The organism is Trichocoleus sp. ST-U1 (assembly GCF_039961835.1).
Taxonomy (GTDB): domain Bacteria; phylum Cyanobacteriota; class Cyanobacteriia; order Cyanobacteriales; family FACHB-T130; genus FACHB-T130.
In genome coordinates, this window is record NZ_JAMPJZ010000001.1 from 149842 (window position 1) to 174937 (window position 25096).

The following is a 25096-nucleotide window of genomic DNA, read 5'->3' on the forward strand; positions in this document are numbered from 1 at the left end:
GTGCCAGAATGGATGCCAACATCAGGCTGAAACAGCTTAGCAGCATTTGGAGGAGAACCGATGCAACCCATTCGACAAGGCGATGTGATTTTACTTCCCCTGAGGCAAATCGAAGCAACTAAGGGCGGGGAAACCCCACCGCTACCTCATCTGACTTTAGCCGAAGGCGAGGTGACGGGACACAAGCACCGCATCAGCGACGGACAAGCGGAACTATATGAGAAAGATGGCACGCTTTATCTGCACGTCTTCTCAGAGACGGCAACTTTAACCCACGAGGAGCATAAGGCGATTTCTATTCCCCAAGGCAGATGGATGGTGCGAATTCAGCGCGAATACGAGCCTCAAGGATGGCGATATGTCGCAGATTAAGATTGATAAACTTACGTCACAAGAAGCGCTGATTCCAGTTTATCGGGAGACGTGGAAAGCGCGATCGCGCTTTCCACCGAACCAATCGACCGTCAAAAAGCCGCAGAAGTGGTAAAAGCAGCGTACACCGAATAAATGAACCAGCTCCTGATTGATGATTTGCAATTTAACCAAATATTTCGTGACCCGCTCACAAGTTTATTTAATCAGCGTTATATGTTTGCATTCTTGCAATGGCAGGGGTGTCGAGAAAGAAGTCAGCAATTATTAGGTCTAATTCTGCTAAATATCGATTGGTTTCAAAGGTACAACAATTTGGTTGGTTTCTCAATAGGCAATTTCTTCCTGCAAGAATTGGGGAGCTTCTTACAAAGAAATATTCCTAACTCAGCGATAGCCTGCCGCAAAGGAGGTGATGAATTTGCAGTAATTTTGCCAGAAACTTCCCTAGAAGATTGTAGGCGACTAGCCGAGCAACTTAGGGAAGGAGCTAAGCTACTATACGTAGACCCGAATTACTACATTCATCGTTGCACTGTCTCTGCGGGAGTAGCAGTTTGCTTTCCAGAGCCTGAATTAAACTGGCAGGAATTAATTAAAGCAACGGATATTGAGACAGATAAGGCTAAATCCAACGGACGCGATCGCGTGGAAGGTCCCATCCAATTCTCTATGAGAACTGAATCGTTTTTAGAAGAGACTTATTCGGAATCAAAGCAAGTAATAATCAAGGACGCTAGTGGATTTTTACAAGACTTACGAGCTACAGAATTAGATTCTTGGGAGGAATATACTTTACTCCAACTTAATTTATTGAAATATCCGGTTAATTTGTTACAGAAAACCTGCCCAATTACAGAAAAGATTGATATTTTAGTTGTAACTTCTCAATTTGAATCAGCGAGGGAAACCGTTAAGTCTATTGCTGCCTTGAATGGCATTGACCGAGACACCCAAAGACAAGCCTATTGGCAGTTACAGCAGTTTGCAGGATGGACTTGGCGCTACTTTGATACACAAAATATAGTCAGCGAACGCCCTATAAAAATCTCTTTCGATAGCCAAAATCGCCTCCATGCCGAAGGAGAACCGGCAATCCAATTTGCTGATGGATATAATTTTTACTCCTATCACGGCGTAACCTTACCAGAAGAATACGGCAAATTACACCCAAGTCAGTGAGTGGCAACCTCAATGGCTTTTAAAAGAAGATAATGCGGAACTGCGACGAGTATTAATACAGGTAATTGGCTACAGCCGTATTTGCCAGGAATTACAAGCAACTAAATTAGATTCTTGGCAAGAATATACCTTATTAAAAATAGATAATAAGCTCGATGTAGAGCCAATATATTTATTAAAAATGACTTGCCCCAGTACCGGACACATTCATGCCTTGCGCGTTCCGCCTAATATGAAATCGGCGCGTGAAGCGATTGGCTGGGTGAATTGGGGAATCGATCCTGAAGAATTTTCTGTACAAACCTAAAACCCTCTCCAGATGCGAGAAATCGCTTCTCTACAAAATGTGGGTTTTGCTCCTTAGGGGTTCATTTCTCCAAACGCGATCGCGCTTACAGCAAACTCCGCACAGGTAACGTAAATCCAGGCACCACATCCTCACCACTCAAAACCGCTGTAGCGGGATATTGGGTAACTGAGCCATCTGGACGATACACCCAAGCTTGCTGATTTTGACGGTCAAACAACCATCCCAAACGTACTCCGTTATCGATATACTCGCGCATCTTTGCCTGGAGCGTTTCTAAACTATCAGATTTAGAACGAATTTCGATAACAAAATCGGGAGCCAAATTTAAAAACCTATCTTCTTGCCGATCCCAATCTTCTGCCAAGCGTCCTTTAGCAACAAAAGCAGCATCCGGCGATTTAATCGCTGTATTTGCTAACTTGAACCCCGTACTGGGACCAAAAACATCTCCTAAATCGTGAGTTTCCACCCAATTCAGCAGATAAGCCACTGCTTTCGCCTCTCGATTCCCAGAAATTCCTCCAGTTGGCGGCATAATTACCAATGACCCGTCAGCGTTCCGCTCAAATTGTAAATCTGGATTTTTAGAACTGATGAGCATCAATTCTTCATCAGTTACAGTAGCCCAAGAAGACTGTACCATCGGTTTTTGCCCTTGCAGAATCTCGAAAAAATCAATGGCGTCATCGTTACAGAATCGAAGACACGCGATCGCCATACTGAGATTTTAGCGACAGCGCGATCGCGCGTTGCGCTGACAAGTCAGTTCGCCTCTTTCCTGTCTTTTTTCCTTGTTCTTAGGGTCTTTCGAGTTCATTACGCCAAAAGCGATCACCCTCATCAATAATCCAAGCAACCCCGAACGCCATAAAATTAAATAATATTAAGAGTCTCAGTCTCTCTGCCTAAATACCCAAAACTATATATCTCATGAGTTTTGCTGAACTTGCAGCCCAGTTGAATGTTGGGACAATCTGGCCTGAGGGGATTTTAATTGTCACCCTTTTGGCAGTTCTCGTCGTTGACTTGATTATCGGACGGTCGTCCTCGCGCTTCACCCCTTATATCGCGATCGCGGGTCTACTCGCCTCTATCGTCGCCTTGTACTATCAATGGGGGAACACGAACACCATCGGCTTCTTGGGTAGCTTCAACGGCGATGCCATGAGCGTCGTCTTTCGCGGCATCGTTGCCTTGTCTACCGCCGTCACCATTTTGATGTCGATCCGCTACGTAGAGCAAAGCGGCACCTCCCTGGCAGAATTTATTGGGATTATGCTCAGCGCCACCATTGGGGGAATGATTCTGTGTGGTGCAGATGAGTTGGTGACGATTTTTGTCGCCTTAGAAACCCTCAGTATCTCGTCCTACCTGATGACGGGATACATGAAGCGCGACCCCCGTTCCAATGAAGCAGCGTTAAAATACCTGCTGATTGGCGCTTCGAGTACAGCAATTTTCCTTTACGGTGTCTCGCTGCTGTACGGACTATCGGGAGGAGAAACGAAGTTGAGCGCGATCGCCACTGGCATTGCCAGCGCGAACGCTGACTTATCCTTAGGACTGCTGATTGCATTAGTCTTTGCGATCGCCGGGATTGGCTTCAAAATTGCCGCCGTTCCCTTCCACCAATGGACACCCGACGTTTACGAAGGTTCGCCAACACCTGTTGTAGCCTTCCTCTCCGTCGGTTCAAAAGCCGCTGGATTTGCCCTCGCCATCCGCCTAATGGTGACAGCTTTCCCCCTCGTCACTCAAGAGTGGCATTTTGTCTTCACCGCCCTTGCAGTCTTGAGCATGATACTGGGTAACGTCGTTGCTCTTACCCAAACCAGCATGAAACGTCTGCTGGCTTACTCTTCCATTGCCCAAGCTGGATTCGTCATGATCGGTTTGATTACCGGCACCGAAGAAGGTTATGCCAGCATGGTGTTTTATATGCTGGTTTACCTGTTCATGAACTTGGGAGGCTTCGCCTGCGTGATTCTGTTCACCCTGCGAACGGGTACGGATCAAATTAGCGAATACGCGGGACTGTATCAAAAAGACCCGCTTCTGACCTTGTGCTTGAGTATTTGTCTGCTGTCCCTGGGAGGGATTCCGCCCTTGGCTGGCTTCTTCGGAAAAATCTACCTGTTCTGGGCAGGTTGGCAGGCGGGTGTTTACGGCTTAGTCTTACTAGGGTTGCTCACGAGCGTCGTCTCGATTTACTACTACATCCGTGTCGTCAAGATGATGGTGGTAAAAGAACCCCAAGAAATGTCTGACGCCGTGAAGAATTATCCAGAGATTCGCTGGAATATATCGGGAATGCGTCCTTTGCAAGTGACTTTGGTGGTGTCGTTAGTGGTGACATCCTTGGCAGGGATTTTGTCTAACCCGTTGTTTACCCTGGCGAATAATTCAATTATCCGCACGCCAATGCTGCAAGCATCGGTGCATAACACAGTAGCGACGCAAGACCTTGCTCCCTTAGAATCTATGCTTCCTCCGGCTGACTCGGTTAGCCAAATCCAGCCTCAGCTTGATTCCAGCGCCAAGATTTAACATCCTGGCGTCAAGGTTAGGACAAGGGATAAGCAGGACTCCTCTCGCCTAAAAAACGTAAAAAGTCCTTTCTTAGGAAAACCCGGCTTCTTGAAGAAGCCGGGTTTCGACTATTTGGGCGAAATGTAGCGTGTATTTCGGCTTTCGAGCGATCGCATCCACTGGCGCTTCCCATCCCTGGACGCTCATCAGGCGGACAGTTAGAATGAGCGCATAAATCTATCCCTAGATAGATGAGCAGATAAAACGATAGCTGACCCAAGAGGTTGTTTTATGTCGAATCTTCGCTATTCGCCCAAACTTGCTTACGTCCAGCATTCGACCGGCAAAAAGTTGAAATTAGGCGGCTATCGACCCGACACAAAGGATGCGAACGATAAGAAATACGAGGCTCATCGATTTCAAGCCGAAAAGCTGCCGCCAAGAGTCGATTTGCGTCACTACCTGACTCCGGTAGAAGATCAGGGGGACGTGGGAAGTTGCACGGGGAATGCGATGGCGGGAGCTTACGAGTACCTGGCAATGCGCCAACTCGGTACCGCCGGGGATGTAAGCCGGTTGTTTATTTATTACAATGCGCGATCGCTCGCCGGAGAAATCGATGAAGACGCCGGAGCAACACTTCGCAATTGCATCCAGGTATTGCGAAAGATGGGCGCTTGTTCTGAGTTAACCTGGCCCTATCATCCAGAGCGGTTGTTTCACCGTCCCCACGACCAAGCTTATGAGGAAGCAACCCAATTCTTGATCGACGATGCTGAGCGAATTGACGTGGATTTGTACGCCATGAAACATTGTCTAGCCGAGGGCTATCCGTTTGCCTTTGGGTTACAGCTTTTCGATTCGTTCATGAGAGAGGGAAATAAGGGGATTCCTATGCCCAACCCGGAGCGAGAGGAGTCTCAAGGCGGTCACGCGATGTTGTGCGTCGGCTACTCGGACAAGGATCGGGTGTTTGTGGTTCGCAATTCTTGGGGCACAAATTGGGGAGACAAGGGATACTGTTACATTCCCTACGACTACATGACCAATCCCGAATATTGTGATGACTGCTGGACGATTCGCAGCGTCACCGACCTCGACTATAGCCGGGGCGTTTGGAGCGATGATGACGCCTCCTTTTTGGATGAAATTATCCCGCTGATTGGCGATGCTCTCGATATTTCAGACGGCGAGATCGGCAGTGACGAGGAACAGTACGAAGAAGCCGTCGCCGAAGACGCAGAATACGTTGAGGATGAACAGGAAGAATACGAAGAAGTCGTCGCAGAAGATGAAGAATACGTCGAAGAGGAAGAGGATATAGAAGCTGTAGAGGAAGACGAAGACGAGGAATCTGAAGACGAAGAATACGACGAAGATGAAGAAGCTGTAGAGGAAGAAGAGGAAGACGAAGAATACGTCGAAGATGAAGAGGATATAGAAGCCGTCGCAGAAGAAGAAGACGAAGAATACGAAGACGAGGAATACGACGAAGACGAAGAAGCTGTAGAGGAATACGATGAAGATGCCGAGGAGCTAGACGAAGAGTTCGACTCAGAAACCCTCGAACAAGAGTAAAATCCGGAGAGCGAGTAGCGCTATAGCCTTTTGAACATACGCTTTGCGATCGCGCAAAATAATCGTCACAAAACAACTCAAGACAATCGATGGTATTACTGTTAGGTGATTTTCAGCCACTAGCCGCGATCGCGACTACTCCCACGGGTGCCCAAAAACTACAGCCGCTTTGTCAATCAACGGGTGCTACTCTTTGGCTTCCAGAGTCTCTAACCGACGTTGTAGAGGCAAAGGTTGTCGCATCAGCCCAGGTTTATCGCGGTTCCCTCAAAGACCACCTAGCGACCTTGTGGAATACACATCGGGGCTTTATTTTCTGCTTGGCATCTGGAGCCGTGGTGCGTTTGATTGCACCCTTATTGCAAGATAAATCCAGCGATCCAGCAGTGGTCGTGGTGGATGAAAATAGCCAGTTTGTTATTAGTCTATGTAGCGGTCATCAGGGAGGGGCGGATCGGTTGGCACAAGCGATCGCGCTTACCCTTGGGGCAACACCAGTCTTGACGGGTGCCTCCGCTGGCTTAGGGCTACCCGCAGTGGATATGTTGGGCGTTCCCTTTGGCTGGAACCGAGGCGAGGGAGACTGGACGGGCGTGAGTGCAGCGGTGGCGAGAGGGGAACGGGTACAAGTCATTCAGGAAGCGGGTTCTCCTTTATGGCAAAGTCATCTTCCTGAAAATAATCCATTCGATTTTGGGTTTCCAGAATATCTCGCCAGTCAATCAGAGATGGTTGAATCTGACCAGGAACCGGATAATCTAAACGCATCCCAGGCTAAGATTTGGATTAGCCCCACCCAGCGACGATTCTCCTCAGAATCAAAGCTGCCGAAAGTTCAGTGGCATCCTAGAGTCTTGTGGGTGGGAATCGGCTGCGAACGAGGAACCTCGAAAGCATTGATAGAAACAGCGATTGGGCAGGTGTTTGAGAAAAATCACCTAGCCCAAGAAGCGATCGCAGGGATTGCCACCATCGATATTAAAGCCGATGAAGTTGGGTTAGTGGAATTATGCCGCGATCGCCATTTGCCTTTGCGAACTTTCCCGGCTGATATTCTGCGTTCTGTTAGTGTCCCCACGCCCTCAGCGGTTGTGGAAGCAGAAGTCGGAACGCCCAGTGTTGCTGAAGCCGCAGCAATTCATGCGGCTTCTGTAGGGGCGGAAGGCATTGCACTGCTGAAAGTGGCAAAACAAGTTTTTAAGTTAGAAGGGCAACCAGGGGCGGTAACGGTCGCGATCGCTCAATCCGAACGAGAATATACAGGTCGCACGGGCTGTTTATTGCTAGTAGGTACGGGACCTGGAAAATTAGACCAAATGACCCCAGCGGCTCAAACTGCTGTATCCTGCGCTGACGCCATCATTGGTTACTCTCTCTATATCGATCTGATTTCTCCTTTGCTGCGTCCCGGACAGATTGTAGAAGCGTTACCGATTACCCAGGAACGTCAACGGGCAGAACGAGCAATAGAATTAGCGAATTGGGGCTTAACCGTAGCGGTTGTTTCTTCTGGAGATTGCGGCATCTACGGCATGGCTGGGTTAGTCATGGAAGAACTCCAAGTAAAAGGCTGGGATGGCAAAACGCCAGGAGTACAGGTGTTTCCGGGAATTACCGCCCTGCAAGCCGCTGCCTCGCGGGTGGGTGCGCCTTTGATGCACGACTTCTGCGCGATTAGTTTGAGCGACTTGCTGACCCCCTGGGAGGTGATTGAAAAGCGCCTGACAGCCGCCGCGCAAGCAGATTTTGTGACCGCACTTTATAATCCGCGATCGCAAACTCGCACCCAACAAATCGCGATCGCCCAAAGAATCTTTCTGCAATATCGCGATCGCCAAACGCCGGTAGCGATCGTGAAATCAGCTTATCGAGAAGACGAACAAATTACTCTGATTACTCTTGAGAAATTACTCGATACTCCGATTGATATGCTGACAACGGTACTCATTGGCAATAGCAGCACTCGCACCCACGCTGATTGGATGATTACCCCACGCGGCTACTTAGGTTTTGATGCCGGTTTTGACGCCGGAATCCGTTAATTTATTGGGCTTCTCGGTTGAACAAAAAGTTTAGCCCGCTAGCCACCAGAGTCAGAACGATTGAACCTATCAAAGCCTGCCCGAAACCAGCAATAGTAAAACCGGGAGTAATCGCCCCAGCAATCAAAATCGTGATGGCGTTAATCACAAACAGAAACAACCCTAGCGTCACGAGCGTCAGCGGCAATGTCAAAATTACCAAAATGGGTTTGACAATTGCATTCACTAAGCCCAAAACAATTGCAGCAACCAGCGCAGCAACAAAATTTGTGACTGTAAAGCCGGGGACAATGTATGCAGTAATCATTAGCGCGATCGCTGTAAGCAGCCAAGTTACCAAAAAGTATGGCATAAGCTTTCCTTAAACCTCGCTCACTGACAATTTTAAGGGTCTGGTTCGCATCCTGAAGGATTCCAGAATACACTAACCTGAAAGATAGCCAACTCTATAGCGTGTTTTGAAACGCTTTTCTATGACCTTTCGGCAACTCGCTGCGTTCCTACTAACAATCGTTCTTTTCATCTGGACATTCCCAGCCCAAGCAGGATACTATCCGCCTCCCTTGTCCTATAGCAATGCCGAACTGAAAGCCAAGGATTTCTCCGGTCAAATTTTGCAAGTAGCTGAGTTTTCCAACGCCAACATGGAACTCGCTAACTTTGAGGGTGCAGACTTAAAAGGGGCGATTTTTAGTGCATCCGTGATGACGAATGCCAATTTACACGGGGCAGATTTAACCAATGCAATGGTCGATCAGGTAAAACTCAACGGCGCGGATTTAAGCGATGCCGTTTTGGTAGAAAGTATCCTGTTGCGTACTATATTTGACGGTGTAAATATCGCTGGTGCCGACTTCACCGATGCAATTTTAGATGGGGCGCAAATAAAAGAACTCTGTATTAAAGCATCTGGTGTAAATTCTAAAACTGGTATAGCAACTCGTGAGTCTTTGGGGTGTCGATGAAGCGTGTAGGAGTAATTGGGGGCGGACAGCTAGCCTGGATGATGGCAGGTGCAGCGGAGGCGTTGGGGATTGAATTGGTGGTGCAGACGCCCAATCCGAGCGATCCAGCGGTTGCGATCGCATCTTCCACCATTTTTGCCCCCATTGATGATGCTGCCGCTACAGCCGAGTTAGCATCTCGCTGCGATGTCATTACTTTTGAAAACGAATTTATTAACCTGGAAGCTTTAGATTTCCTTGTCCAGCAAGGCGTCTGCTTTCGTCCTAGGCTGGAAGTATTAGCCCCGCTGTTAGATAAATACGATCAGCGCTGCTATTTAGAAAATATCGGCTTGCCAACTCCCAGTTTTATGACGCTTGAGGGAGAAGCCGGGAATCATGAAGTAAATCTTCCCAAATCCTTCACTCACCCCTTGAACCTTAAAGACCTGGATTTTCCAGTCGTTCTAAAAGCCCGACGCGGCGGCTACGATGGTCAAGGCACCTTCATTATTAAAGATAGCCACGCCCTAGAGTCAACTTGGCAGCGACTGAAATATGCGCCCGTGTTGTTAGAAGAATTTGTCCCTTTTGAGCGAGAATTAGCGATTATTGCCGCTCGTTCTGCCGCTGGTGAGGTGGTGTCTTACCCAGTCGTAGAAACACAGCAGGTAGATCAAGTGTGTCAGCGCGTCTTGGTGCCTGCGGCAATTACGCCAACGGTGGAACAAGAGGTAAAAGCGATCGCACATACGCTTCTCGATAGCCTGCAAGCGGTTGGCGTCTTTGGCATTGAGCTATTTTTAACTCCAGCCGGAAAAGTGTTGGTCAATGAAATTGCCCCCCGCACTCACAACTCCGGACACTTCACCCTGGATGCCTGCGAAACTTCTCAATTTGAGCAGCAACTTAGAGCCGTCAGCGGTCTCCCTTTAGGCAGTCCCGCTCTCAAAAGTGCGGGTGCTGTCATGGTAAATTTACTCGGTTACGAGCATTCTCAGAGCAATTATCTTGCCAAACGGCAACAGCTAGCTGAGTTATCTCACACTCACGTCCACTGGTACGGCAAAACCGAATCTCGTCCCGGTCGAAAACTCGGTCACGTCACCGTTTTGCTAGAAACAGCCGACCGTTCTGAGGCAGAAGCGATCGCTCAAACCATTGAATCTATCTGGTATTCAGAGGAATGAGGACTGAAGACGGAGGACTGAGGACTGAGGACTGAGGACTGAGGGCTGAAGAGTTAGGAGTTAGCACTGAGGACTGAGGACTGAGGGCTGAGGAGTTAGGAGTTAGGAGTTAGGAGTTAGAGGTTGGGAGGTATGGGTTAGGAGTGAACACAGGAAAGGGGAACTAAATGAGATTCTTCTACTCCCCCACGGCCTAGCTCCTTTGCTATAATAATTTTTAGGTTAGGCTGCGGCGTTGGTGACTGCCAATAACGTTTTTTGATCTTGCCTTGTTCTAACGGGAACCAAAAAGCTTTGACAGCAGTAGACCGGGCAAGTACCCGGAAACTTTAAGTCAGACATTAGGTGCCCACCTGGTTTATCCAGGTCATAAACTGAGGTAAAACGGCGTTGCGGTGAACCTCATAGAATTAAAATCCCCTTGTCCAAGAGATAAGGGGATTTTTGTATCTTACTTGGCTGAAAGTTTTAAATTTTGATTGTATTTCTTAAATAATGGATGCAAAGCTGCCAACTTTGGATCGACAAATGATAATTATTTAGCGTTAGGCGCTAGGATAATTGAATTCGTATCTAACTAGAGTTAGAAAATAAAAAGTTTGTTGCAACTCTTAAATACTACTTCAAAATTTCCAGCTGAGGTATTCAAGCTGGACAACGGCTTAACAGTGATTTATCAACACATCCCAGCGACACCAGTGGTTGTGGTAGATGTTTGGGTGCGGGCGGGAGCGATCGCTGAGACAGAAGAGTGGTCGGGAATGGCTCACTTTCTGGAACACATGATTTTCAAAGGCACCGACCGACTGCCGCCCGGTGTATTTGACCAAGTAATTGAAAATACCGGCGGCATGACGAACGCGGCGACCAGCCACGACTACGCCCATTTCTTTATTGTTACAGCCGCTCAGTATTTAGAAAATACCTTGCCGGCTCTGGCAGATATTCTCTTAAACGCGGCGATCCCAGAAGAAGAATTTATCCGGGAACGCGATGTAGTTTTGGAGGAAATTCGCCAGAGTTATGACGATCCTGATTTTATTGGATTCCAAGCGCTGACAGAAAGTATTTACCAACGCCATCCTTACGGGCGTCCCATCTTAGGAACAGAAGCGCATCTGATGGAGCGATCGCCCGACGAGATGCGTCGCTTCCATCGCTCCCACTACCAGCCGGAAAATATGACGGTAGTCATTGTGGGGGGAGTTGAGAAAGAACCCGCACTAGAACTGGTAAATCGCTCGTTCCAGCACTTCGCTCCGCCCCTGTATTGTCCCCTGGCTGAAGCCGAAGCCGAACCTCCAATGATAGAAATTCGGCGTCAGGAAATCCACTTACCTAGGCTAGAACAAGCTCGTCTGATGATGGCATGGGTGGGACCCGGTGTAGAGCAGTTGCGAAATGCCTACGGCTTAGACTTGATCTCGGTACTGTTGGCAGAAGGGCGGTCTTCCCGGCTGATCAGGAACTTGCGAGAACAGCAGCAATTAGTCCAGAACATTAGTAGTAGTTTCTCCCTACAACGGGATTCCAGTTTGTTTACGATTAGTGCCTGCCTCGCGCCAGAGAATCTAGATCGAGTAGAGGCAATCATTGGCGATGCGATCTCCGAGTTGCAAAACGCTCCTGTTTCCGAGGGAGAACTTTCTCGCTGTAAACGCTTGCTGTCGAATGACTATGCTTTTTCCACAGAAGCACCTAGCCAACTAGCGGGTTTGTATGGGTATTACAACACCATTGCAGCGGCTGAAGTCGCCACAACTTATCCCGAAAAAATCCAGTCTTTTGAGAACACAGAACTTCAGCAGCTAGCGCAGCAGTATCTCTCCCCGTACCGCTATGCGGTCACAATCCTCAAACCTTGTTAGCTTGAGGAGAGGAGTGATGAGTCATTCGTCATTAGCGAGTCGTAAGTTGTTCGTACCACTCACGATCGATGACTCATCACCGACGATCAATGACTAAGGACTCTACAACGAATGACTCAAAGTGTGACGCGATCGCTCGCCAACCCAACTATCCACCGCAGTGTTTTGGACAACGGCATCGTATTAATTACGGTGGAAAATCCAGCGGCTGATATTATTGCTGGTCGAATTTTTGCACGGGTTGGAGGTCGGTGGGAGCCACGAGAAAAAGCTGGACTTTCTCACCTGCTATCCACGGTACTCACCAAAGGAACCGATCGCCTTTCTTCCCTAGAAATTGCCGAGCAAGTAGAGTCAGTGGGAGCCAGTCTCGGTGCTGATGCGGCTGCGGATTATTTCTTGCTGAGTCTCAAAACAGTATCCGCAGATTTTCCGGAGATGTTGCAACTGGCAGGGGAATTATTGCGATCGCCTAGCTTTCCAGAAGCCGAGGTGGAACTGGAACGGCGTCTCGCTTTGCAGGATATTCGCTCCCAGCAGGAACAGCCGTTCACCATCGCCTTCGACCAGCTGCGGCAAGCCATGTACCAGAATCATCCCTACGGATTCTCCAGCCTGGGAACCGAAGCCACTGTCTCTGGTTTAAGCCGCGCCGACCTCCAGCACTACCATCAGACGTATTTCCGTCCCGATAACCTAGTTATCAGTATTGCCGGTCGCCTGACTCCTCAAGACGCCACTGATTTGGTTAATCAAGTGTTTGGAGATTGGCAGAGTGGAACCACCCCTCTACCTACCCTCAGTCTGCCCCAAATCACCCCTGAACCCATTTCTTGCGCTACCCCACAAGATACGCAGCAATCCATCGTGATGCTGGGCTACGTCGCGCCATCCGTGCAAGAAACCGACTACGCCTGCCTGAAACTGCTCAATACTTACTTGGGCAACGGTCTTTCTAGCCGCTTGTTTGTGGAACTGCGCGAGAAGCGGGGATTGGCTTACGATGTCTCAGCTTTTTATCCGACTCGGCTAGAAACCTCTCAGTTTGTGGTATATATGGGCACGGCACCGGAAAACACCGCGATCGCCTATGAAGGCTTGCGAACTGAAGTGGAACGCCTTTGCACCACTCAACTGAGCGATCGGGAGCTACAAGCTGCCAAAAACAAGCTGCTTGGTCAATACGCTCTCGGCAAACAAACTAATGCTCAGCTGGCTCAAGTTTTCGGCTGGTACGAAATTTTGGGTCTGGGAATTGAGTTTGATACCGAGTTTCAAGAAAAAGTTACCAGCGTCACTCCAGAGTTCATCCAAAAAGTGGCTTCCCGGTATTTCACCGAACCTTATGTCTCTCTCGTTGGCCCAGCCGAAAAATTAGACATTAAAAATTAAAAAAGGAAAAAAGTAAAAAGACAAAGTAAAAATGAAAGATTTTTTCTTGAACCTTTTCGCTTTTTCCAATCGCGTTGTAAAGTCAAGAGGAAAAAGCGATGAAAAAAACATCCTTTTGCCTTTTTGTAAACTCAAGAGGAAAAAGTAAAAATGAAAAAAAACATTCTTTTGCCTTTTGCCTTTTTACTTTTACCTTTTATGGCGATCCCCAGTGATGCCAAAGAAATCGCGCAAACATTTCCATCCGCAACCGTTACTCGGCAAACGTTACGACCTGGTAGCCAAGGGACTGAAGTAGCGGAACTCCAGGCAGCTCTTAAACTATTGGGTTACTATAATGGCGACGTAAATGGCGTGTACGGGGAAAATACCGCGATCGCAGTTTCCCGTTTTCAGCAAGCCGCTGGTTTAGCACCGGATGGAATCGTGGGTGCAGAAACCTGGAAGCGTTTATTTCCAGTCGCCCCACCATCGGAATCTACAGCAGCCGCGACGCCACTAGTTATCCCGTCTCCTTCAGCTTCAACAATTTCTACCACCGGGGCAGCATCTTTTCCCGTCCCAACTACGACAAACACCGCTGCCAATCCCAGACCCGCGGCAACTTCCCGTCCCAGTGTGAATGTTCCAGCCTCCAACAGTCCGGCAACGACTGCCAGAACCCCCAACCGTCCGGCAATCGCTGCCAGAACCACCGCTAACCGTTCCACAACCGCTGCTCCTAGCTCTCAGACACGGACGAACCCGCAGCAGCCCAGACAGCTCGATTTTCCAGTTCTGAGGCTGGGAACGCAAGGCCCAGCCGTTACCAGTTTGCAACAGCGCCTGCGAACCCTTGGCTTTTTCAAAGGAACGGTGAATGGTGTCTTTGATGCAACGACTCAAACTGCGGTAAAAGCTGCTCAACAAAGATTTAAGCTAGACGCCGACGGTGTAGTGGGTCCAGCGACTTGGAACGTTTTGCTGCGTTAATTAAATAGCAATTATAAAAAAATAAAATGACACAAATCCGTTTTCTTGATGAAAACGGTTTTTTTAAGCTTTTTTGAACAACTGCGTGCTGTTTTCACGGACTTCTTCCTTTCGATTTTTCGATCTCAATCCTTGGATGGAGGAGACAATCCATTCTCAGATAGAGAGATTCAGGCAAGACTAACGGATATCGTATTGCTTATAAGGACAAGACAGCTGAGTATTAACTTCCTTAGCTTGTAGTTGCCAATCAATCTAAAAAAAATCAGGGTCTTCTCGGTTTCCTGATTGACACAAAGAGTTCGATCAACACTCATGTACAACCACCCTAAAACCGATAACAATCAAAGGCCTAAATCGGTCTATCAGGGTAGAGGCAATTCTGAACGGGTTTCCTACCAGAATGAGTACCTTAAAGGTCGCAATTCTGAACGTCGTTTTCAGGAACAGAGCTATCTCGTTGATGAGAATACCAATGCCTTGACTAATTTGCTGATGAATCTTGCTTTCACATCGATTGTAAGTTTCCTCGTTGGAACTCTGTTCTTCGTTGCTCAGCGAAATGAATCTTCTCTACCCTCTGTGCCTGTTCCCAATGACAGTCCCTCTCAAAGCATCGAGAAAAAGACAACCATCTTTGAAAGAACTGTAGATAAATATTCAGGAAATTCAGGAACTCGTTCCAGCACCTCAATAACAAGCAGGACAGGGGACATTGAAAACAATGTTTCTAACTCTGCGCGAGGTAGGCTCCTAACCTTGCTAGCTAGGCTTGGTTGAGACAGCGTTGCTCAAATCTACTGACCATAAACAGTTTTAAACATCCTTTTCTGCCTTTAAACCATTCAGGAGTTGTAGTAATACTCATGTCTAACCTACAAAATCGCAACAACGATAACCGTGAAGTTCCCCAGAACCCAAATCAGCCGGTTTCTCCCCATAATCCGGTTGGCCCAACTAACACGGTTCACGGGAATGGCACTGTAGACCCAGGCAAAGTGACCTCCTATCGAGATGGTTATGTCCACGGTCGCGTTTCCGAGCGCCGCGTCAACGAGGAAGGACAAGAAATCCGCGATAATAATAATGCCGCCAGAGGCTTGTTGATAGGGATTGCCCTCACCTCTCTGCTAGGGTTGACCCTCGGTGCCCTCTACTTCCTCAACCAACGAAATCAGCAGGTAGAAGAGTACACTGCGCCTGCGCCTGTGGTGGTTCCCGTACCTTCCCCTTCACCTTCAGCTTCTGTTGCACCGAACTCAACTGCACCAGATACGTCTTCATCGGGCGCTTCTCAACAGCCTACACAAGAGAGAATTATCGAAAGAACCACAGTTGAGAAGGCTCCTACGGTGATTCAGGTTCCTCAGACACAAAACGCACCGCCTGCTCAAAGAGCGCCAAATGTAAACATTACAGTTCCTCCGAGTTCCGGGCAACAACCGACTCGAAATCAGACAAATATTAACGTAACGCCTTCTCAACCGTCGAACTCAACTCGAACGAATACTTCTGGGACTACTCAATCAAGTCCTAGTACAACTCTAACCGCGCCTTCAGTGCGTCAGAACTCAACTCGAACGAATACTTCTGGCACCACCACAGGCACCCAAAATCCAACTGGCACCACACCGAATAGCGGTGCTACCACCAATGGAACCACCGGCACCACATCGGGGAGCAGTTCGACCACCAATGGAACCACCGGCACCACACCGAATAGCGGTGCTACCACCAACGGAACCACCGGCACTACACCGGGAAGCAGTTCGACCACCAATGGAACCACCGGCACCACACCGGGAAGCAGTTCGACCACCAACGGAACCACCGGCACCACACCGGGAAGCAGTTCGACAACTGGTGGGTCAAGCAGTACAGGTCAATAACGACTAAAACTTTGCAATCTAGCCCCCTCCTAATATTGGAGGGGGCTTTGTTATCGGTGTATCGCAAATCTTTCATTTTTGAACTAGCATTTTTAAAGATTTCGACACATAAAGGGATATGAATTTAATTTAACGAACGAGTGAGGTTGGAGAATCAAGTGCTAATTTAAATATAGGCACAACGAAGTAAGAACCTTCGACACCAAGTTTTCGGATTCGAGCCTGTGTCTCCCGCTCTTATCCAACGCAACACCGAATCTCGGTTGTATTTCTCTAATAAATGTAGCGATCGCGCTGAAGTTCATTCGCTTCTTTTTGATTTGAACTGTTAAGTTGCGGATCTAGATCATTGCCTGAATCGGCGTAGGGAATGCAAGATAGTTAGAAAAGGTTTGTTGCGAATTAAGTCCACCCTAGTAGAGTTAGTTTTTGGTTTCGTCAACTTTCCTAGAATTTTTCCTCTTTCGTTTGAGTAACCTGACCATTTATAGCTCGTTCACGAACCCGCCGGTATCTTAGGCGGGTTTTAGTTTTTTATATGGCAGCGGAACGCCTAAAGGGGCGGCGAAACAAACAGGTATTAATAGCAGAACGCTTCGATCAATTCCCAAATTTCAGGCAGGACGTTTCCTAAACTGTGATCGTCCTCTAGTTCGATGAATTCAACCCAAGGGCGTGAGGCGGCGTAGTTGCGGCTAGCAGCAATCGGAATCACTTCATCGTGACGCCCATGCAGAAGCAGAGCAGGAATGGGGCGCTGTAGCTGTTCGTCTTGATATTGGGCGGCGTCGGTGACGAACTGGTAGTGCAGAGGAAGCGATCGCTTCTCGCCATAGTGATATACCGGCAAATATTGCTCTGTCTGCCATTGTTGCAGTTGTTCTTCCCCCAGTCGGGGCAACCAGTGAGTCAGAAACTCAAAAGCCGGAGCTAGCAACACTAACCGCTGAACCTGGGGGTATTTTTCTCCCACCCAAGCCGCGGTTAACCCCCCCAAACTGGAGCCTATGACAGTGACAGGCATCGGGTTTGGGGGAAATTCAGCGGCGATTTGCATTATTTGCCGCGTGATTGTCAGATGGGAAAAGTCGCCTTGGTTGAGATCGGGAATTTTCAGGGAGATTTGCTGAGAAGATAAGCGATCGCGCAGATAGATCGCCTTCGTTGACTGGGGACTAGAGGCAAATCCATGCAGATAAAGATAATCAAGCATCCAATTGGGCAGTAGTTTCCGGCGTATCAACCGCTAAAAATTTCGCTCCAGCGAACCTGGAAATCCTTGTCCTCTATTTTTCCCCGCCCGTTGCCCCTTTTGTTGTCGTCGCTGTTGCATCAGTTGGACAAATTTGGCGCGTTGCTCTGGAGTCATAACTTCTCGCATTTCTAACATACTTTCAAACCGCAACTTTTGTAGCTGCTGCTGCAACTCTTCAACTTGCTGATTTTTAGAGCGAATTTGGCTGGCGGAAGCTGTACTATTCATCAGTGTCGCTAGCTCTTGCCGAGCTTGACGTAGAGTTTGCTGGCGCGGCGCTATCTGGGTTCTATACTTCTGCCGAATCGCCTGCATTTGCTGCATTTGCTGTGGGGTAAGATTGAGTTGCTGAAGGAGTCCATCCTTGTTGCCTCTTTGAGGACGGGCACCCGGCGAATTTTGGGCAATTGTTTGAGAAGATTGGGGATTGGGATCGGCAAGAGCAACCGCACTCCCTACAGATAGTATGAGAACTGCTAACAGAGAAATACGATTTAGGGACATGAAAACAATCTCCGTCGTTAGTAGTAATTAGTAATTAGTAATTCGTTAAAACGCAATTAGCCATTCTTGATGAGGTAGTCGCAATGAGCTGATTAAAGATAACTGACCATTACCGATTCCCTAAAAAAGCTAATTTTCTGAGAGCAACCAATCAGCTTCTGCATCTTGGCTGCTCGACGAAGCGGGCGTTTCACCCGCGACAACACTATCCCAGTTCGTCGCCAGAAATGCTTCCAGTTCGGCGGTGTTTGTGGATGCAGTCGATGCAGTGTTAGGCACCAGCACGCGATATCCTGCCCAAGTAACTAACAGACTAGCAACAAGGGCAGAGGGTAAAATCCACCTCTGTCGCCATTGCGGCTGTGGAGGCGCAGAGGCTACTGCTTGCATAATCTGGCTCTCTAAATCGGGTGCAGATGGAGGAATATGACCCCGGTGTTGGCGCAGAAACTCTACCAGGGGTTTGTCATCATCGGGGAACTGAGTCATAGGTGGACTCCTTGTTGGTGGAGAAATTGCCTCATGGAGGTTCTAGCATGAAAGAGGCGAGATTTTACTGTGCCAACTGGAATCGACAAGATATTTGCGATCTCTTTTTGCGGAACGTCTTCTAAGTCGTGCAGAACCAGTACGGCGCGATGCTCGAAACTTAGCTGTTGCAGTCCGCGCTGCACTAAATCTTCATAATGTAAGTGCATCAGAGTGGGAGGTTCCTGCTGACTTGGGAAGGCATTGGTAGCGCTTTGCTGTAAAGATGCGAAATTTCGGGTTTCTACAGCAAATTGCCGCCGTCGATCTGAAGCAACATTCCAGCTAATGCGATAAAGCCAAGTCGAAAAATGGGCGGTTTCCCGCAATTTTGGTAATCCCTTCCAAGCACGTAAGAATACTTCTTGCACCAAATCATCTAAGCATGAGGTACCGCAGAGTTGGTAAAGAGTCGATCTGACGCGCTGCTGATGGCGCTGGTAGAGTTGCCGAAAGCTCTGCTTGTTGCCTTCTTGACACCGCTTTACCAGGTAAGCATCGGTGTCGAGATCGGGTTTTTCTTTGGCTTGATCGCCCATTAGCGCATTGATTGGTACAGCTGACACCGATTGGCTCTCTCTTACCACTGTTGGATTTCTAATGCTTTAGACTGGGCATTTGGGGAAAAGGTTCAACGGCAAGCAGCGCCTCTATCCCACAATCTTCTCAACCAGTGACTCCCACCTAGGGCTGGGCTACACTTGAGCAAATCAAGCTAAATAAGCCGGATTTTGCGATCGCTAGAACTCTCCTCAGATTTAAGTTTTATGCCATTCAATATTGTTGGTGCTGTAGCCGTATTTGTTGCTAGTGCTGCTAGTAGAATTGCCTCAAAATTTTTTAAAAACGTTGTTGATGACACATCTAATCTTCCTGCTAAAGTTCAGGAAGTTAGATTAGATCAGCGATCGCGTCAGGCAGAAATTGACTACTATCGGCGCAGAGAGGTAAGAGAGCAGAAGTTACTAGAACTTCAAGACCTCCGCTTGAAAGCAGACCTTCAGATTGAATCGGCAAGCGCTGAACGAGATGAACGTACTCTTAAGCTTAGAGAACGAGAACTGCAACTTAAGGCAGAGGAATTGGCAGACAAGCGTCAGATGAGTTCTTTGTATCTAGAACTGATGCGGGAGAAGACTGCAAAAGAAATTGAACTCAAGCAAAAGGAAATTCAAGCTATTTTCGATCAGCAAAAATGGCCTGGAGTTTTGAGTCGTGATGAAGTAGAACGAATTTTTGGGGACGAGCAAAAGAAACCTCGATTACTGATGTTGGTCCACCACCAGATATCAGCGATGATTTTCCGCTATCATTCCGCGACAGCCTCAAAAAAGAGGTTCGCAATCAATTAAAAGGATTTCTGGAACGTCATTATTCCCTAGAGGACGAATTCTGCCCTGTTGAGTTTTATGGTAGGTATTTTGAACGTTCTATTTTTGATGCAGAAGTCAAACAGTTGGAAACCATTTTGGCTGCTGTCCCAACGGCAATTATTTACAGCGACATTACCGATCATGAAGTTTACTTTAATGTTCGGTTCTGGGGACTGCAAGACACAGTTTCCTTGTCGTTTGAGCCTTGGAACTGGGAAGATGCAAAAAAGCAACTACAGGAAGCCGGAAATGATGAGATTCAAAGTCTTCGCATCATTCGGCAGACAATTGTCACCCTTCACAAGCTATTAGCAACATTTTTAGCAGATTGGTACTACCTCAACATCGACCCAAATTATGAACCTCAGCTATTTAATTTAGACTCAGAGATTCCGAACGCCTGGTCAAAAACAATTACTGATAAGCTTAAGCTGACTCAGCAACAGTATCAAAAAGCCTATAATACTGACTTAAAATTGCTGGCAGATTGGGAAACTAGCAAAACTAAGCCCTGGCAATGTGTAGATACTCTCTCTGGGCATTCAAATCATGTTTATGCTGTCGCTATTAGCGCTGATGGTCAAATTGCTAGTGGCAGTGCAGACAACACCATCAAAATTTGGGATTTGACCACTGGAGATTCTATTTGCACCTTCACCGGCCATTCAGGTAGTGTTTCTTCACTTGCTTTTAGCCCTGATGGGCAAACTCTCGCTAGTGGTAGTGCCGATAATACGATTAAACTGTGGTATTCACGTACAGGGGTAACATTTACTGGACATTCAGACGAGCTTCATTCTATTGCTTTTAGCCCCAATGGGAAAATTGTCGCTAGCGGCAGTAAGGACAAAACTATCAAAGTATGGGATTTTAACACTGGTAAGGAAATTTGTACTCTTACGGGTCATGAAGAGCGTGTTTCTTCTATTATATTTAGTGCCAATGGACAAAACTTAATTAGTGGAAGTAGCGACAAAACTATCAAAATATGGGATTTAAGCACTGGAAAAGCAATCCGAACCCTTACTGAACATTTAAATTATGTTTGGTCAGTCGCCATAAGTCCTGATGGCAAGACTTTGGCTAGTGGCAGTGCGGACACCACCATCAAAATTTGGAGTTTTCCCAGTGGCAGCCTACTCCACACATTCTCTGACCATACAAGCATAAGCATTGTTCGCAGTATTGCCTTCAGTCCTGATGGGCAAATTCTTGCTAGTGTCGGTAACGACAAAACAATTAAATTATGGCATCTGGGGACAAGAGAATTGATTCATACACTTTCGGGACATTTAGAAAGTATTGGGTCAGTTGTCTTTAGTCCTGATGGTAAAACAATTGTCAGTGGTAGCAATGACAAAACTATCAAGATTTGGCAGTATGATTGAGGCGGTAGGTTAGATAAGAGAAAATATCGCTCATCTCAACAAGTCAAATGCAGACATTTGTAGGGGCAATTGATAATATTGCCCCTAGCCGTAATTTATCGCAGAGTGACGAACTCTTCGGCGGTGGAAGGATGAATGCCAACGGTGGCGTCGAAGTCTTTTTTGGTGGCTCCCATATTGACTGCGATCGCAATTCCTTGAATCACCTCAGCTGAATACTCGCCTACCATGTGAGCGCCCAGCACGCGGTCGGTATTTTTGTCAATGACCAACTTGACCATGACTTTCTCATCCGCGCCGGTGAGGCTGTGGAACAGAGGACGGAACCGGGCGCGATAAATTTGCACGTTGTCATCGCCCAACTTTTTCCGAGCATCGGCTTCGCTGATTCCTACCGTAGCGGCTTCTGGCTGAGTGAATACGGCGGAGGCAACATTTTCGTGATTGAATACCCGGCGATTGTTGCCAAACTCAGTATCAGCAAAAGCGCGACCTTCGCCAATGGCGACGGGGGTTAAATTGATCCGGTTGGTGCAATCGCCTACAGCGAAAATATTCGGCTGGTTGGTGCGACTGTACTCATCGACTTCGATGGCACAGTTGACGCTGTACCCGTGCAACCTGGGTAAATCTTCGTCTTCACAATTAACAACTTTAACGCCCGCATTCTCCAAACCAAGTTTTCCTAACAAAGGTGCGCGACCGATGGCGACTAGAATTTGGTCTGCGGTGAGGGTTGTATCCGCGTCTTTGCCTTTTTCGGTAAAGGCGACCTTTAGACCCTCTGGGGTTTGCTCAATGCCTTTCCCGGTAACATTGGTGATAATGTTGATGCCGTGATGGGACATGGCATCTTGAATGCCAACGCGAATATCGTCATCAAAACCTTTGAGAATGCGATCGCCTCGAAGCAACAAACTGACTTTCGATCCCAGTCCGTGCATAATACAGGCGAATTCCACGGCAATATAGCCAGCGCCAATAATGACGATGTGCTTCGGCTGTTCCTTGAGGAGAAATATCTCGCGGGAAGTGATGGTGTGTTCCATCCCTGGTAAATTCGGCTTGATGGCTTCCCCACCCACGGCGATTAAAATCTTATCAGCCGTGACTTTGCGTCCATCCACTTCCACAGTATGCGGATCTATTAAAGTGGCGCGGCTCTTGATTAACTCCACCCCAGCTTTTTCCAAAAACCCAATATGCAACTGGCTGAGACGGTGGACTTCCTTATCGACAGTCGTTATCAGATGTTCCCAGTTTAAGCTTCTCTCGCCCACAGTCCAGCCATAGCCTGCGGCATCCTCAAACAAATGGGAAAATTTGGAGGCGTAAACCATCAATTTTTTGGGAATACAGCCACGAATGACGCAGGTACCACCCACTAAATCGCCTTCTGCGATCGCTACCTTTGCTCCGTAGCTAGCCGCACGTTTGGAAGCCGCCAATCCTCCCGAACCCGCCCCAATGACAAACAAATCGTAATCAAATGCCATGACTGGAAGTCCTCTCTTTCTTCATTTAGTTTAAAAGATGTAACGATGATGCTCCTGCTTTCCCATTTTCCGCAGATCGCTTAAAGTCGGATGAGAATACCGTCAGTTTTAGCGAAGAACAATGGATCGAGAGCATCGTGGTGTCACCGTGTGGTTTACAGGTTTAAGCGGTGCGGGAAAAACCACCATTAGCCAGGAAGTGGCGCAAGAATTGCAGAAACGTGGATACAAGGTGGAAATCCTCGACGGAGACGTGGTGCGCCAAAATCTGACCAAAGGTTTGGGGTTTAGTAAAGAAGACCGGGATGAGAATATCCGGCGCATTGGTTTTGTGGCTCACCTCCTGACTCGGAACGGTGTGGTCGTACTGATTTCGGCAATTTCGCCTTATCGGGAAATTCGAGAAGAAGTGCGATCGCGTATTGGAGATTTTGTTGAGGTTTATGTGAATGCACCGCTAGCGGTTTGCGAACAGCGGGATGTGAAGGGGTTGTATAAGAAAGCGCGGTCTGGAGAAATCAAAAACTTCACTGGGATTGATGACCCCTATGAATCGCCCCTGCATCCTCAAATCGAATGCCACACAGACCAAGAAACGATAGAGGAAAGCACAGAAAAAGTTTTGAGAAAGCTGGAAGAACTGGGCTACCTCTAGTAAGGATAAACCGCAATTAAGAGGAACCCCTCTCCGCCCTCACCTGCGGCTCCGGCTCCGGCTCCGGCTCCCCTCTCCGCTTGCGGGGAGGGGCTGGGGGTGGGGTTCTTTTATTATGGATAATTACACAAATCTAATATGAAGGTTTGAGAGCTAAAGCACAAAAGTATCGTGGATGGGCACCGCCCACCCAACACTTACTTCTTCTTATCTGCGCCTCTGCCTCTGTCCCCCTCTACTTCTCTAACTGTAGGGGTTCGCGACGGCGGTGGAGGCGGAGCGTCATTTTGTAACTGTTGCCGACCGTTGCGGATGACCTTGAGCATATCGTTAAGCTGCTGCTCGATATTCGTGAGAACTTGGTCAGCGTAGTCATCCGCTCCGTTTTGGATGTCCTCGCATTCTTGGATAGCAAGCGATCGCATCTGCTCTAGCTCTTGTTGTGCTTGTAGGCGCATCCGTTCTAGTTCTGCGATCGTTTGTTCTTGGATGGCGTCGCACTCCTGCTGCACCGCCTGCCGGATCGCTTGAGCTTCCCGTTCTGCTTGCCGAATCAAGCCCATTTCATCCAATATCTGATCGGCTCGGCGTTCTGCTGTCTCAATAATCTGCTGTGCATAATCCTCCGCTTGCAGGAGAATTTCTTCCTTCTGCCGAACAATTTCTTCGGCTTCCTGAAAAGCTGGTGGCAGATTGATCCGCACCAAATCCAGCTGATCGAGTAACGGATTCTCATCGACTAAGCGCAGGCTAGTCAAGGGAATGCGCGTACTATCGAGAATCATTTCTTCGATGCGGTCGAGTTCCCGCTGAATATCTACACTTCCCGATCCACTGTCGGGTAATTCACCTTCGGGGAAGCGTCCACTACTATCGGGTTCGAGGCGGGAAGAGTCTTGGCGTAACATCGGTAGATATCTAAGGCGACGTGCTGGGGAACAAGATGATCGACAGAGCCGCCGAATCTGGCAATCTCTTTCACTAAGCTACTACTTAAGAAACTGTACTCGTTAGAGGTTGCTAGAAAAACCGTCTCAATCCGGTCGTCCAGAGTTTTATTTGTATGAGCCATCTGTAGCTCGTGTTCAAAGTCAGAAAGCACCCGCAAACCGCGCAGCAGCACGCCCGCTTCTCGGATTCTGGCATAGTTGACTGTCAAACCGTCAAAACTGTCAACTTCTACATTCGGCAGCGATCGCGTCGATAGACGAATCTGCTCGATGCGCTCCTGTACTGTAAACAGGGGGGTTTTGTTGGGGTTCCGCAACACCGCAACAATCACCCCATCAAAAAGCCGACAACCGCGCTTAATGATGTCGAGGTGCCCCAGAGTAATTGGATCGAAGCTGCCAGGATAGATTGCAATCACGGAAGAGGTGTGTGAGCTAGCTTAAGGAAATTGTACTCATACAGTACCCCTAAAACTACGAATTGTTAAAAGTCTCCGGTTTTGGCGAGAAGCACCGACCACTAAACGAGAGCGATCGCAACCAGATTAGGATTCATCAGCGTCAGCAGCCTCTTTTCACGGCATACACGAGCCAGCAATCGCCCTCTGCTGCGATCGCTGAGAGTCTCTAGATTAATCCAACCAGCGCCATTCTTAACTTTCAAGAGGTTCTCTCTAAA

General features: G+C 48.0%; 25 protein-coding genes, 1 other RNA gene and 2 pseudogenes. 18 read left to right on the forward strand and 10 right to left on the reverse strand.

Annotated features, from left to right (window positions below; genetic code table 11):
- The first annotated feature begins 60 nt into the window (after positions 1–60).
- The 4 genes and pseudogenes from NDA06_RS00700 to NDA06_RS00715 all read left to right on the forward strand — a co-directional run bounded on the left by NDA06_RS00700 (position 61) and on the right by NDA06_RS00715 (position 1861).
- Entirely contained in the window at positions 61–372 is a 312-nt protein-coding gene (locus tag NDA06_RS00700; protein WP_190984731.1) for a hypothetical protein, read from the forward strand.
- Complete coding sequence (locus tag NDA06_RS00705) at positions 359–487, forward strand: hypothetical protein (RefSeq protein ID WP_277878246.1); 129 nt, start codon at positions 359–361, stop codon at positions 485–487. Before NDA06_RS00700 ends, NDA06_RS00705 begins: the two co-directional genes overlap by 14 nt.
- Before the next feature lie 20 nt (positions 488–507).
- Positions 508–1014 (forward strand): annotated as a pseudogene (locus tag NDA06_RS00710) (GGDEF domain-containing protein); the annotation flags it as partial.
- A 30-nt stretch (positions 1015–1044) separates the two neighbouring features.
- Positions 1045–1861 (forward strand): annotated as a pseudogene (locus tag NDA06_RS00715) (DUF6745 domain-containing protein).
- An 85-nt stretch (positions 1862–1946) separates the two neighbouring features.
- Here NDA06_RS00715 and NDA06_RS00720 read toward each other — a convergent pair.
- A complete protein-coding gene (locus tag NDA06_RS00720; RefSeq protein ID WP_190435164.1) occupies positions 1947–2507 on the reverse strand; it encodes a Uma2 family endonuclease in 561 nt (186 codons plus the stop codon).
- A gap of 12 nt (positions 2508–2519) precedes the next feature.
- On the opposite strand from NDA06_RS00720, the gene NDA06_RS00725 reads away from it, so the two are divergent.
- The 4 genes from NDA06_RS00725 (at position 2520) to cobJ (ending at position 8013) form a co-directional block, all read left to right on the forward strand.
- Positions 2520–2711, forward strand: a complete 192-nt coding sequence (locus NDA06_RS00725; protein ID WP_190984730.1) for a hypothetical protein — start codon at positions 2520–2522, stop codon at positions 2709–2711.
- An 83-nt stretch (positions 2712–2794) separates the two neighbouring features.
- Positions 2795–4411 carry an NAD(P)H-quinone oxidoreductase subunit N gene (locus NDA06_RS00730; RefSeq protein ID WP_190984729.1) on the forward strand — a complete coding sequence of 539 codons (1617 nt, stop codon included), beginning with the start codon at positions 2795–2797 and terminating at the stop codon, positions 4409–4411.
- Between the two features lie 273 nt (positions 4412–4684).
- Positions 4685–5971, forward strand: coding sequence for a C1 family peptidase (locus tag NDA06_RS00735; protein WP_190984728.1), 1287 nt, complete (start codon positions 4685–4687; stop codon positions 5969–5971).
- Between the two features lie 89 nt (positions 5972–6060).
- Entirely contained in the window at positions 6061–8013 is a 1953-nt protein-coding gene (gene cobJ / locus NDA06_RS00740) for a precorrin-3B C(17)-methyltransferase (RefSeq protein WP_190984727.1), read from the forward strand.
- Position 8014: 1 nt separating this feature from the next.
- Here cobJ and NDA06_RS00745 read toward each other — a convergent pair whose 3' ends face one another.
- The gene (locus tag NDA06_RS00745; RefSeq protein WP_190984726.1) at positions 8015–8365 is read right to left on the reverse strand and encodes a phage holin family protein; all 351 of its coding nucleotides are present in this window, start codon (positions 8363–8365) and stop codon (positions 8015–8017) included.
- 121 nt (positions 8366–8486) lie between these two features.
- On the opposite strand from NDA06_RS00745, the gene NDA06_RS00750 reads away from it, so the two are divergent.
- The 7 genes from NDA06_RS00750 (at position 8487) to NDA06_RS00780 (ending at position 16268) form a co-directional block, all read left to right on the forward strand.
- Positions 8487–8978: a pentapeptide repeat-containing protein gene (locus NDA06_RS00750; RefSeq protein ID WP_190984725.1), complete on the forward strand. Its 492-nt coding sequence runs from the start codon at positions 8487–8489 to the stop codon at positions 8976–8978.
- On the forward strand, positions 8975–10147 hold the full coding sequence (locus NDA06_RS00755) for a 5-(carboxyamino)imidazole ribonucleotide synthase (protein WP_190984724.1): 1173 nt from the start codon (positions 8975–8977) through the stop codon (positions 10145–10147). Before NDA06_RS00750 ends, NDA06_RS00755 begins: the two co-directional genes overlap by 4 nt.
- A 221-nt stretch (positions 10148–10368) precedes the next feature.
- Positions 10369–10550: non-coding RNA, 6S RNA (gene ssrS / locus NDA06_RS00760), on the forward strand.
- A gap of 196 nt (positions 10551–10746) precedes the next feature.
- A complete protein-coding gene (locus NDA06_RS00765; RefSeq protein WP_190984723.1) occupies positions 10747–12015 on the forward strand; it encodes a pitrilysin family protein in 1269 nt (422 codons plus the stop codon).
- A gap of 111 nt (positions 12016–12126) precedes the next feature.
- On the forward strand, positions 12127–13407 hold the full coding sequence (locus NDA06_RS00770; RefSeq protein ID WP_190536097.1) for a pitrilysin family protein: 1281 nt from the start codon (positions 12127–12129) through the stop codon (positions 13405–13407).
- Between the two features lie 150 nt (positions 13408–13557).
- Positions 13558–14379, forward strand: coding sequence for a peptidoglycan-binding domain-containing protein (locus tag NDA06_RS00775; protein ID WP_190536096.1), 822 nt, complete (start codon positions 13558–13560; stop codon positions 14377–14379).
- A gap of 866 nt (positions 14380–15245) precedes the next feature.
- Positions 15246–16268 (forward strand): hypothetical protein, encoded by a 1023-nt coding sequence (locus tag NDA06_RS00780; RefSeq protein WP_348251667.1) that lies wholly within the window; start codon positions 15246–15248, stop codon positions 16266–16268.
- A gap of 580 nt (positions 16269–16848) precedes the next feature.
- Here NDA06_RS00780 and NDA06_RS00785 read toward each other — a convergent pair.
- The 4 genes from NDA06_RS00785 to NDA06_RS00800 all read right to left on the reverse strand — a co-directional run bounded on the left by NDA06_RS00785 (position 16849) and on the right by NDA06_RS00800 (position 19094).
- A complete protein-coding gene (locus NDA06_RS00785) occupies positions 16849–17481 on the reverse strand; it encodes a YqiA/YcfP family alpha/beta fold hydrolase (protein WP_190984721.1) in 633 nt (210 codons plus the stop codon).
- A gap of 33 nt (positions 17482–17514) precedes the next feature.
- Positions 17515–18027, reverse strand: a complete 513-nt coding sequence (locus NDA06_RS00790) for a Spy/CpxP family protein refolding chaperone (protein ID WP_190435195.1) — start codon at positions 18025–18027, stop codon at positions 17515–17517.
- Positions 18028–18156: 129 nt separating this feature from the next.
- Entirely contained in the window at positions 18157–18516 is a 360-nt protein-coding gene (locus NDA06_RS00795) for a hypothetical protein (protein ID WP_190435197.1), read from the reverse strand.
- A complete protein-coding gene (locus NDA06_RS00800) occupies positions 18513–19094 on the reverse strand; it encodes a sigma-70 family RNA polymerase sigma factor (protein ID WP_190984740.1) in 582 nt (193 codons plus the stop codon). The genes NDA06_RS00795 and NDA06_RS00800 overlap by 4 nt, the downstream gene beginning before the upstream one ends.
- A 228-nt stretch (positions 19095–19322) precedes the next feature.
- On the opposite strand from NDA06_RS00800, the gene NDA06_RS00805 reads away from it, so the two are divergent.
- Together NDA06_RS00805 and NDA06_RS00810 are read left to right on the forward strand one after the other, a co-directional pair.
- On the forward strand, positions 19323–19907 hold the full coding sequence (locus NDA06_RS00805; RefSeq protein ID WP_199323964.1) for a hypothetical protein: 585 nt from the start codon (positions 19323–19325) through the stop codon (positions 19905–19907).
- Positions 19908–20011: 104 nt separating this feature from the next.
- On the forward strand, positions 20012–21316 hold the full coding sequence (locus tag NDA06_RS00810; RefSeq protein WP_199323963.1) for a WD40 repeat domain-containing protein: 1305 nt from the start codon (positions 20012–20014) through the stop codon (positions 21314–21316).
- A 95-nt stretch (positions 21317–21411) separates the two neighbouring features.
- Here the strand turns inward: NDA06_RS00810 and gor are convergent, their stop codons facing one another.
- The gene (gor, locus tag NDA06_RS00815) at positions 21412–22812 is read right to left on the reverse strand and encodes a glutathione-disulfide reductase (RefSeq protein WP_190984720.1); all 1401 of its coding nucleotides are present in this window, start codon (positions 22810–22812) and stop codon (positions 21412–21414) included.
- Between the two features lie 121 nt (positions 22813–22933).
- Here gor and cysC point away from each other — a divergent pair, with 121 nt between their 5' ends.
- A complete protein-coding gene (gene cysC, locus NDA06_RS00820) occupies positions 22934–23467 on the forward strand; it encodes an adenylyl-sulfate kinase (RefSeq protein WP_190414576.1) in 534 nt (177 codons plus the stop codon).
- Positions 23468–23664: 197 nt separating this feature from the next.
- On the opposite strand, the gene NDA06_RS00825 is transcribed toward cysC, so the two are convergent.
- The 3 genes from NDA06_RS00825 to NDA06_RS00835 form a co-directional block, all read right to left on the reverse strand.
- A complete protein-coding gene (locus tag NDA06_RS00825; protein WP_242047352.1) occupies positions 23665–24375 on the reverse strand; it encodes an ATP synthase F0 subunit B in 711 nt (236 codons plus the stop codon).
- Positions 24285–24836, reverse strand: a complete 552-nt coding sequence (gene coaD, locus NDA06_RS00830; RefSeq protein ID WP_190536090.1) for a pantetheine-phosphate adenylyltransferase — start codon at positions 24834–24836, stop codon at positions 24285–24287. Before coaD ends, NDA06_RS00825 begins: the two co-directional genes overlap by 91 nt.
- Before the next feature lie 101 nt (positions 24837–24937).
- Positions 24938–25081 (reverse strand): hypothetical protein, encoded by a 144-nt coding sequence (locus NDA06_RS00835; protein ID WP_190536089.1) that lies wholly within the window; start codon positions 25079–25081, stop codon positions 24938–24940.
- Positions 25082–25096: the final 15 nt, after the last annotated feature.

Coding starts and splice junctions, on each gene's coding strand:
- NDA06_RS00700 (WP_190984731.1), top strand. CDS start 61: ATGCAACCCATTCGACAAGGCGATGTGATTTTACTTCCCCTGAGGCAA.
- NDA06_RS00705 (WP_277878246.1), top strand. CDS start 359: ATGTCGCAGATTAAGATTGATAAACTTACGTCACAAGAAGCGCTGATT.
- NDA06_RS00720 (WP_190435164.1), bottom strand. CDS start 2,507: ATGGTACAGTCTTCTTGGGCTACTGTAACTGATGAAGAATTGATGCTC.
- NDA06_RS00730 (WP_190984729.1), top strand. CDS start 2,795: ATGAGTTTTGCTGAACTTGCAGCCCAGTTGAATGTTGGGACAATCTGG.
- NDA06_RS00735 (WP_190984728.1), top strand. CDS start 4,685: ATGTCGAATCTTCGCTATTCGCCCAAACTTGCTTACGTCCAGCATTCG.
- cobJ (WP_190984727.1), top strand. CDS start 6,061: ATGGTATTACTGTTAGGTGATTTTCAGCCACTAGCCGCGATCGCGACT.
- NDA06_RS00745 (WP_190984726.1), bottom strand. CDS start 8,365: ATGCCATACTTTTTGGTAACTTGGCTGCTTACAGCGATCGCGCTAATG.
- NDA06_RS00750 (WP_190984725.1), top strand. CDS start 8,487: ATGACCTTTCGGCAACTCGCTGCGTTCCTACTAACAATCGTTCTTTTC.
- NDA06_RS00755 (WP_190984724.1), top strand. CDS start 8,975: ATGAAGCGTGTAGGAGTAATTGGGGGCGGACAGCTAGCCTGGATGATG.
- NDA06_RS00770 (WP_190536097.1), top strand. CDS start 12,127: ATGACTCAAAGTGTGACGCGATCGCTCGCCAACCCAACTATCCACCGC.
- NDA06_RS00775 (WP_190536096.1), top strand. CDS start 13,558: ATGAAAAAAAACATTCTTTTGCCTTTTGCCTTTTTACTTTTACCTTTT.
- NDA06_RS00780 (WP_348251667.1), top strand. CDS start 15,246: ATGTCTAACCTACAAAATCGCAACAACGATAACCGTGAAGTTCCCCAG.
- NDA06_RS00785 (WP_190984721.1), bottom strand. CDS start 17,481: ATGCTTGATTATCTTTATCTGCATGGATTTGCCTCTAGTCCCCAGTCA.
- NDA06_RS00790 (WP_190435195.1), bottom strand. CDS start 18,027: ATGTCCCTAAATCGTATTTCTCTGTTAGCAGTTCTCATACTATCTGTA.
- NDA06_RS00795 (WP_190435197.1), bottom strand. CDS start 18,516: ATGACTCAGTTCCCCGATGATGACAAACCCCTGGTAGAGTTTCTGCGC.
- NDA06_RS00800 (WP_190984740.1), bottom strand. CDS start 19,094: ATGGGCGATCAAGCCAAAGAAAAACCCGATCTCGACACCGATGCTTAC.
- NDA06_RS00805 (WP_199323964.1), top strand. CDS start 19,323: ATGCCATTCAATATTGTTGGTGCTGTAGCCGTATTTGTTGCTAGTGCT.
- gor (WP_190984720.1), bottom strand. CDS start 22,812: ATGGCATTTGATTACGATTTGTTTGTCATTGGGGCGGGTTCGGGAGGA.
- cysC (WP_190414576.1), top strand. CDS start 22,934: ATGGATCGAGAGCATCGTGGTGTCACCGTGTGGTTTACAGGTTTAAGC.
- NDA06_RS00825 (WP_242047352.1), bottom strand. CDS start 24,375: ATGTTACGCCAAGACTCTTCCCGCCTCGAACCCGATAGTAGTGGACGC.